Here is a 7428-nt window from a genome sequence, read left to right as displayed (position 1 = left end):
GGGCGGGGCGACTGAGGGCGGGGCGACTGAGGGCGGGGCGACTGAGGGCGGGGCGACTGAGGGCGGAGTGGGGTAGGTCTGCCGGGACTCCGGCCGGCTGGACCAGTCGGGGGCCGGGGCCTGGTAGGGGCCGTTCGGTGGGAGGGGGCCGGACGGGGCGGTCGGCATCGACGACGGTGGGGCGTGAGGCAAGCCGCTGGGGGCGGTGGGCTCGGGCCGGTCCGGGGCGGTGGCGAGGGACGCGGCGGTCATGCCGGTCAGGCGTGGGCCGGCTGGGTCGTCCTCGGGGCGGGTTGCCGGTGCGGCGGCGGAAGCGGGGACCGGGGGCAGGTCGAATGACAAGCCGGCGGCCGCGGGCGGGCGGTATTTCGGGGGCTCCGGCGTCACTGAGGGTTCGTAGGACGCCGCCGGGGATTCGGGACCGGCGAACGCAGGGTCATAGGGGGCGAGCGTCGGCGGCTCGGCGTGCCTGGCGAAGCGCTGGTCGCTGCCGGCCAAGGCGCCGGCGGAAGCAGCCGAATCGGCGGAAGCGAAAGGCCCGGCGGAAGCGGCCGGAGCGGCGTGAGAGGCATGGAAGGCGTCGCCCGAAGCCGGCGAGGCGGGGAAGGCCGCGGCCGGGAAGGCCGGGGTGGGCCGGGCGGAGGCGGGGAAGGCGGAGGTAGGGAGGGCGGAAGTAGGGAAGGCGGAGGCGGAGAAGGACAGCTCCACGGGGGCTCCGCCGGTCAGGGGGGAGCCGGCGGACGGGGCGTTCCAGGTGGGCTCGCCGGTGGGGGGTGGGGAGACCTCCATCGGGGAGCCGAAGGCCAGCGGGGAGGCGTACGGCAGATCGTGGTCGAAAGCGGAGGGGCCGCCCAGGCCCTGGCGGTGCACGGCGATCAGCCCCGACGCCTCCGCGAGGCCGGCGGCTTCGACCACCTCGGCGGCGGAGCGGCCGGCCGGGCATGGCAGGGGTTCGCCGCAGACGGGGCATTCGGTCATCCCCTCGCTCGGCCCGGCCCCGCCGGCGTGCAGGGCGAGCATCTCCCGGGCGGTCTGTGCCAGCACGCTCTCGGGATCTACGAACGTCTCTGTCGCTGTCACGCCATTTCCCCCAATTCGCACAGTTCCGAGTCAAGTTCACCTTTTCGGAGCGGCGATTCGCGCGTTTTTCCGTAATTCGGAGGCTGGTGGGACAGTCGTGAAGATTCACTCACGGTACACAGGGAGTTGCTCTCCGTACGATATGAAGACATTCAGGAGGTGATCCCCCATGGACGAGGTCGAGCTGTACCGCGAACAGATTCTCCGGCACGTCAGCCCCGTCATCACCGGCCGGTTCGCCGGCTACCAGGCCGCTTACACCCGCGAGGTCAAGGTCGGCCAGCCGCTGCTGGTCGTCGTCTTCGTCGCCGCCGGCATCGCCCAGCTCATCGGCTCACTGCTGCGCATGCGGGCCACCCGCCGCACCTTCAAGGAGCTCCGCAAGGGGCCCGAGTTCCTGGTGACACCGGTGCGGGTGCGCGACGACCTGGGCCAGACCTACGAGGTGGAGATGCACGGCCACCTGCCGCAGTCGGCGATGCACCGCGGTGACCTGATCCAGATCCGTACGGAACCACAGAAAGACCCCAAACTGCCCGTCCGGCTCACCCAGGTGGTCAACCTGACCACCATGCAGCCACTCACTCCGCGTATTCCGACCATGTGGTCACATCTCGGCCCGGCACTGCTGTTGCAGGCGATCCTCGGCGCGGTGGTGCTGATCGCGGCCACCGCGATGTGGATCTCGTAAGAGACGGCGCGGGAGGAGACTCGTCGAACCGCGGCCCGAGGCAGCGTCGCCGACGGCACGGTCGCCCGGGTCCTCGTTTGTGGCCGGCGACGGCAGGGTACGGCGACCCTGGCGCAGACCCGCTCGGTGTGCGAACTTTAGAACACTCGAGAGAGGCGGTGTGCCGATGGGCGAAGAAGTCGAGCAGACCAAGTTCACCCGAGAAGACAGGGCGAAGTACCGGCACAAGATCCGCCGGAGCCTGGACGTGTTCGCGGCGATGCTGCGCGAGTCCCGCTTCGAGTTCGAGCGGCCGTTGACCGGCATGGAGATCGAGCTCAACCTCATCGACGAGGCCGCCGATCCGGCGATGCGCAACTCCGAGGTGCTCGGCGCGATCGCCAACCCCGACTTCCAGACCGAGCTCGGCCAGTTCAACATCGAGATCAACGTGCCGCCGCGCAGGCTGGCCGGCGACGAGAACGCCGATCTCGAACGTACGCTCCGGGGCAGTCTCAACGACGCCGAGAAGCACGCCCGCGCGGTCGGTGCGCACACCGTGATGATCGGCATCCTGCCGACCCTGCGCCGGGAGCACATGACCCTCGACTCGCTGTCCGCCAATCCGCGTTACAAGCTGCTCAACGAGCAGATCTTCGCGGCCCGCGGCGAGGATCTCGACATCCGCATCGACGGGGTCGACCGGCTGGCGGTCACCACCGACACGATCGCGCCCGAGTCGGCGTGCACCAGCACCCAGTTCCACCTGCAGGTCAGCCCGGCGCAGTTCGCGGCGTACTGGAACGCGGCCCAGGTGATCGCCGGCATCCAGGTGGCTCTCGGCGCCAACTCGCCGCTGCTGTTCGGCCGGGAGTTGTGGCGCGAGACCCGCATCCCGCTGTTCGAGCAGGCCACCGACACGCGGTCGGAGGAGATCAGGGCGCAGGGCGTACGCCCCCGGGTGTGGTTCGGGGAACGCTGGATCACCAGCGTTTTCGACCTTTTCGAGGAGAACGTCCGCTACTTCCCGGCGCTCCTGCCGATCTGCGACGACCTCGACCCCGCCGAGATCCTCGAGCGTGGCGAGGTGCCCGAGCTCAGCGAGCTGCGGCTGCACAACGGCACGATCTACCGCTGGAACCGGCCGATCTACGCGGTCGTCAAGGGCCGCCCGCACCTGCGGGTGGAGAATCGGGTGCTGCCGGCCGGCCCGACCGTGCTCGACACGCTGGCCAACGCGGGCTTCTACTACGGCCTGATCCGCACGCTGGCGGAGGCCGAGCGTCCGTTGTGGACGCAGATGAGCTTCAGCGCCGCCGAGGAGAACTTCCACGCGTGCGCCCGGCACGGCATCGACGCCAGCGTCTTCTGGCCCGGTCTCGGCTACATCCAGGTCACCGAGCTGGTACTGCGCCGCCTGCTACCGCTGGCCGCGCAGGGCCTGGACCGCTGGGGCGTCTCGGCCGGCGAGCGGGACCGTCTGCTCGGCATCATCGAGCAGCGCTGCCTGACCCACCGCAACGGCGCCGCCTGGCAGGTGCAGACCCTGCACGCGCTGGAGGCCGAGGGCAAGGACCGGCAGGACGCGCTGCACGAGATGCTGCAGCGCTACCTGCCGCTGATGCACGAGAACCGGCCGGTCCACGAGTGGCCCTATCCGGGCCAGTAGATCAGCGTTTCGGTCGCGCATGGCGGGGCTCATGCTCCGCCTGCTTGCGTACGCCGTGCGCAGCCCCCGCCGGCCTGGGCCGCCGATCCCGTACGCCGATGATCATCATCACCCCGAGCGCCACCAGCACTGTCGACATGACGGCGAGGTGGACCACGTCCGTGCCGGTGGTCGGCAGCTCCGTGTCGGTGTCGGTGTCCTGCGCGGCCAGCTCCAGCGGCACCTGGACGGTGTTGTTCGTGGCGATACCGTCGTCGCTGGTGGTGGTCACGGTGACGGTCATGCCCTGGGTGCCGTTCCGCACCCCGCTGCCGACCTTGAGGGTCAGCCACAGCTCGTGGCCGCTGTTCGCGGCGGCGTCCGGGGCCTCGCAGGTGACGTCGTTCTCCTTGCCGGTCAGCGTCGCGACGCAGGTGGCGTCGACCATGCTCGCCTTGCCGGCGACCGCCTTGCCCGACGCCGGACCCCGCGCCGAGCCCTGCGCCGAGCCTCGGGACGACGCCGAGCCCTGGGACGCCGAGTTGAGCACGACCTGGGCCCGGGTGATCCAGACGCCGACCGGGGGCTCGATGGTGAAGGCGACGTCGGCGGCCATGGTCGTGCCGCCGTTGGAATAGGGGATCTTCACGACCGGGCGGCTGCTGCCGGCCAGCGGTACGGTGCCGCCGCCGTAGGTGACGGCCAGGTCCACGTCGAGCTGGCCGACGGTGAAGTCCGGGATGGCCACGTCGGTCGCGCCGCCGCAGGTGTAGTCGAACGCCGGCGTACCGGTGCCGAGGGCCTGATCGACGCACCCGCCGGTGATGATCGTGCCGGCCGCGAGGCCGGTGTCGATGACGAGTGGCAGCATGATCGTGGCCGACTCCCCCGCCGAGAGCGACACCGTGCAGGTGACTGTCCGGTCGGTGCTGCCCTCGACGCAGTTGCCGGGTGCAGTGCCGGGCGTGGTGCCGTCCGGGATCATGATCGTCACCGGGTAGGGATCGGCCTCGCCCGGTCCGTTGTCGGTGACGGTGATCGGCAGCAGGGTGGTCTGCCCCGGGGTCGGGGCGGCGACCGACAGCCCGCCGACCGCGACGCTGACCGTGAACGTGCCGGCCGAGGTGCTGATCAGGGTGCCGGCCGCGGTGACCCGGTCGGTCGGGTCGGCGGCCCGGGCCAGCACGACCCCGTTGACCCGCCAGGTGGCGGCGGCCGGGACGGCCGCGTCGACGCTCACCGAGAGCCGCAGGTTGCGGGCGGTGCCGGCGGTGAGTGCCACCCCGGTGCAGACCACACTGCTCTCGCCGACGGTGCACGGCGCCGAGCCGATCGCGGCCGACCGCACGGTGAAGCCGCTGGGCAGGTCGTCAAGGGGCACGGTGAGCACGAGGTCGGCGTAGTCGGCGGTGGCCGACATCGTCACGCCGGCGGTGCCGGTGTCGCCGGGCGCGACGACGGAGCCGGCGACGACCAGCTTGCCGTGGGTGGCCAACGGTACGGCCCCGGCGTCGACGTCCTGGCTGCCGCCGCAGGTGGTGTTGCCGTCGGCGGTCACGCACCCGTTGGCCACCTTGTCGCCGGTCTTCGCGGCCGGCGACACGGTCAGCGGCAGCGTCCAGGTCAGCGAGCCGCCCGCCGCCAGACTGTAGGTGCAGGTCACCTGGGTGCTGGTGGTGACCTGGCAGGCGGTGGCGGTGGCCCCGGTGAGAGGGCCGAACGTGGCGTTGGCGGGCGCCTTGACCGAGGCGGTCCGGTTGTTCGCGGCGGCGGTGCCGGAGTTGACCCCGGTGACGGTCAGCGAGGTGGCCGAGCCGGGCGCGACCGGACCGGTGGGCCCGGTGACCGTGAAGGTGACGTCGGCGGCCGCGGACGGGGTCTGCACCGGGTCGGCGCTGCCGGTGACGAAGTCCGGATCGGCGCTCACCCTGATGCCGGTGGCGTGCCAGACGGTGCCGAGCGCGACGCCGGTGTCGACCGAAGTGGCGAGGGTGATGTCGCTGTCCGAGCCGGCCACCAGCGGGACGGCGGCGCAGGTGACCTTGCTGGTGGTCAGGACGCACAGCGAGCCGTTCGGGCCGGTCGCCTTGGTGAGGTGGAACCCGGTGGGCAGCGCGCTCAGCGGGATCGTCACGGTGGTCGCCGCGATGGCCACCGCCGAGTGGATCCGCACGACGCCGTTGCCGCTGTCGCCGGGGACGATCGTGACGGTGTTCGCGCCGATCGTGACCTTGCCGGAGAGCGAAGTCTTCAGCCTGATGTCCTTGACCTTGACGTCCGGCGGGACGGTGCAGGTGCCGTCGTGGCCGGCGTCGGCGCAGCCGCCGGTGAGCGGGGTGGCCGGGTCGGCGGCGAGGGCCACCTTGATCGGCAGCGGGAACTGCAGGTAGTCGTGGGCGGCGACGTTCATCGTGCAGTCGACCCGGGTCGAGCTGGTGACGGCGCAGTAGCCGGGCACCGGGGCCACGAAGGTGGTGTTGGTCGGGGCCAGGAACGCGTACTGGACGCCGGCCGCGGCGGTGCCACCGCCGTTGGTGGCGGTCACGGTGAGGGTGCCGGTGTCGCCGGGGCTCAGGGTGCCGTCGGCCGGTCCGGTCACCGTGACGGCGAGGCCCGCCCCCGTCGTGACGATCGGGCCGGTGGCGATGCCGGTGGAGCCGCCCGAGGTCGCGATGACCGGCAAGCCGGAATCGGCGGTCCACGCCGCACTCACCCCGGTCGCGACGGTGACCGGGATCGAGACGGCGATCGTGCCGCCGGCCGGGACGGTGACGCCGGTGCAGGTGATCGCACCGGCCGTGGTGCAGGTGCCGCCACCGCTGGTGCTGACCGCGCCGACGGTGTAGCCGGTCGGCGGGGCGGGCACCGTGATGGTGGTCGGCGCCGCGGTGCTGGTGCCGGAGTTGGTGACCCGCACCGAGGCGGTCGCGGGCGCGCCACCGGGGGTGGCGCCGGCCGGGATGATCGAGACGCCCCCGGCGAGGTCGACGTCGGCGCCGGCCAGGGTCGTGGCGAGGGTGCCGGAGCCGCGCGACTCGATGGTCGTGCCGGTGACCGCGGCGACCGGGGTGCTGACCGCGTCGATGCCGGAGGTCGGCGCCCAGTCGTTGGCCGAGGCCGAGCTCGACAGGGTGACCGGCAGCGAGACGGTCGCCGTGCTGCCCGCCGGCACCGTGATGCCGGCGCAGGTCACCTTGGTCGAGTCCTTGGTGCAGGTGCCGCCGTTGGTCGCGGTCGGTGTGCCGAGGGTGTAGCCGGCCGGTGGCACCGGGACCGTGAGGACGGTGTTCGGGGCGGCGGCGTCCCCGGTGTTGGTCACCGAGACGGTGGGCGTGTCGGTCTGACCGGGCGCCAGCACGACCGGGGTGGCCCGCACCGGGCCGAGCCGCACCTTGCCCGAGCAGACCGACTCACCGACGACCACCTCGCTGGTGAGCGTGAGGCCGGACGAATTGCTGGGCAACAGGCTCACGTCGAGGGCCTGCACCCTGTAGGTGAGCGTGCCGTCGCCGCTGTCCCACGTCGCGCTCTGCTTGTTGAGGTCGACCGAGAGCACGTTGCTCACGCTGACCGTCGTGCTCGCGTTCACGTCGACCTTCGCCGCCGAGCCGACCTTGAGGGCGGCCACGGTGCTGACGCCGGTGATCTGCGAAGCGGTCATCTTGCAGGCGGAGTGGACCGCGCCGGTGTTGACGGCGCCGATCAGACCGACGCTCGCGACGTCGGCCGCCGCCGCGCCGCCGGTGCCGCCGTCGGCCGGGCCGGACGACACCTGCACGGCTCCGACACTGACGATGCCGGAGGCGCCGGCCGAGGATACGGAGTTGTCGACGGCCGCACCCGCGCTCCAGGCGGCCTTGGCGGTCTCGGTGTTCGCCAGACCGATGAGCATCGTGCGCAGGCCCTGGGCCGACGCCGAGATCGAGCCGGCGGCGGGCGCGGCGGCGGGCACCATCAACAGCCCCAGGGCGACAGCGGCCAGGGCCAGCACGGCCAGCCGGCGTGCTCGGGCAGGACGTCGGACAACCAC

General features: G+C 72.1%; 3 protein-coding genes and 1 pseudogene. 2 read left to right on the top strand and 2 right to left on the bottom strand.

Going from position 1 to position 7428, the window contains the following annotated elements:
- Nucleotides 1-1080, bottom strand: a pseudogene (locus Afe05nite_RS14930) (hypothetical protein); the annotation flags it as partial.
- 169 nt (nt 1081-1249) lie between these two features.
- Between Afe05nite_RS14930 and Afe05nite_RS14925 the strand changes: the two are divergent.
- Together Afe05nite_RS14925 and Afe05nite_RS14920 are read left to right on the top strand one after the other, a co-directional pair.
- Nucleotides 1250-1771 carry a hypothetical protein gene (locus Afe05nite_RS14925; protein WP_203817665.1) on the top strand — a complete coding sequence of 174 codons (522 nt, stop codon included), beginning with the start codon at nt 1250-1252 and terminating at the stop codon, nt 1769-1771.
- Nucleotides 1772-1937: 166 nt separating this feature from the next.
- On the top strand, nt 1938-3419 hold the full coding sequence (locus tag Afe05nite_RS14920) for a glutamate-cysteine ligase family protein (protein WP_203817664.1): 1482 nt from the start codon (nt 1938-1940) through the stop codon (nt 3417-3419).
- A 1-nt stretch (nt 3420) separates the two neighbouring features.
- Here the strand turns inward: Afe05nite_RS14920 and Afe05nite_RS14915 are convergent, their stop codons facing one another.
- Entirely contained in the window at nt 3421-7428 is a 4008-nt protein-coding gene (locus Afe05nite_RS14915) for a beta strand repeat-containing protein (RefSeq protein ID WP_203817663.1), read from the bottom strand.

Source organism: Paractinoplanes ferrugineus, assembly GCF_016862195.1.
Classification (GTDB): domain Bacteria; phylum Actinomycetota; class Actinomycetes; order Mycobacteriales; family Micromonosporaceae; genus Actinoplanes; species Actinoplanes ferrugineus.
This window is presented reverse-complemented; position numbering and strand designations above follow the sequence as displayed.

Coding starts and splice junctions, on each gene's coding strand:
- Afe05nite_RS14925 (WP_203817665.1), top strand. CDS start 1,250: ATGGACGAGGTCGAGCTGTACCGCGAACAGATTCTCCGGCACGTCAGC.
- Afe05nite_RS14920 (WP_203817664.1), top strand. CDS start 1,938: ATGGGCGAAGAAGTCGAGCAGACCAAGTTCACCCGAGAAGACAGGGCG.